General features: G+C 56.9%; 1 protein-coding gene. It reads left to right on the top strand.

The features are described from left to right. Nucleotides 1-351: 351 nt before the first annotated feature. Nucleotides 352-1,058 (top strand): alpha/beta fold hydrolase (locus tag ACH65_RS18175; RefSeq protein WP_049624054.1); only part of this gene is annotated, 707 nt, incomplete at its 3' end.

Raw genomic sequence — 1,058 nt, 5'->3', positions numbered from 1 at the left:
CGCAAAAAGTGGAACGGCCGGTTCGAGTAACGGATTTAGCACTTAGATACGCATCGAGTGTTCCACTTATCGCAACACAGCTCGTCGCGGAGTGCTACTACCGTGTCAAAAACGAGGCCGGCACAATGTTGCTTTCAAAGGTGCGTCGTAGATCGTCGTAGCACGCAGCAGTGCAATTAGGACGAGAAGATGTCAGCCAAAAACCTGTAGCCATCGCGACCGGCGCCTCGTCCGGAATCGGTGCTGTATTCGCCGAGAGCTTGGCCAAAAGAGGCTACGACCTTGTGGTGGTGGCCGCCTGAGCCAATTCGGCGCAACCCTCTACTAATACACGATTGAAGGAATCCAGGCATGACGATGATGACCACGCAAGACGGCACCCGCATCTTCTATAAGGATTGGGGGGCGAAGGATGCACAGTCCATCATGTTTCATCACGGCTGGCCACTGAGCGCAGACGATTGGGACAATCAGATGTTGTTCTTCCTCAATAAAGGCTATCGCGTCGTCGCCCATGACCGGCGTGGCCACGGGCGTTCCGACCAGACCGATACCGGCAACGAAATGGATACGTATGCGGCCGACGTCGCGGAGTTGGTGCGAAGACTCGATCTGAAAAACGTGGTTCATGTCGGACACTCGACCGGCGGCGGCGAAGTTATTCGCTATGTTGCACGTAGCGAGCCCGGCCGCGTGTCGAAGGCCGTGCTGATTGGCGCGGTGCCGCCGATCATGCTGAAGACACCCCAATATCCTGATGGCCTGCCCATGGAGGTATTCGACGGATTTCGCGAAGCGCTCCTGCGCAACCGCGCGCAGTTCTTCCTCGATGTACCGACCGGTCCCTTCTATGGATTCAACCGTGAAGGTGCCGAAGTAAGTGATGGACTCATCCGCAACTGGTGGAGGCAGGGCATGATGGGCGGTGTCAAGGCCCATTACGACTGCATTACCGCCTTCTCGGAAACAGACTTCACCGAGGATCTGCAGGCTGTTTCCTTGCCTGTGCTGCTGATGCATGGTGAGGACGATCAAGTGGTGCCGATCGACGCCTCGGC

The organism is Frateuria defendens, from assembly GCF_001182895.1.
In the GTDB taxonomy this organism is placed as follows: Bacteria; Pseudomonadota; Gammaproteobacteria; order Xanthomonadales; family Rhodanobacteraceae; genus Frateuria_B; species Frateuria_B defendens.
This window is presented reverse-complemented; position numbering and strand designations above follow the sequence as displayed.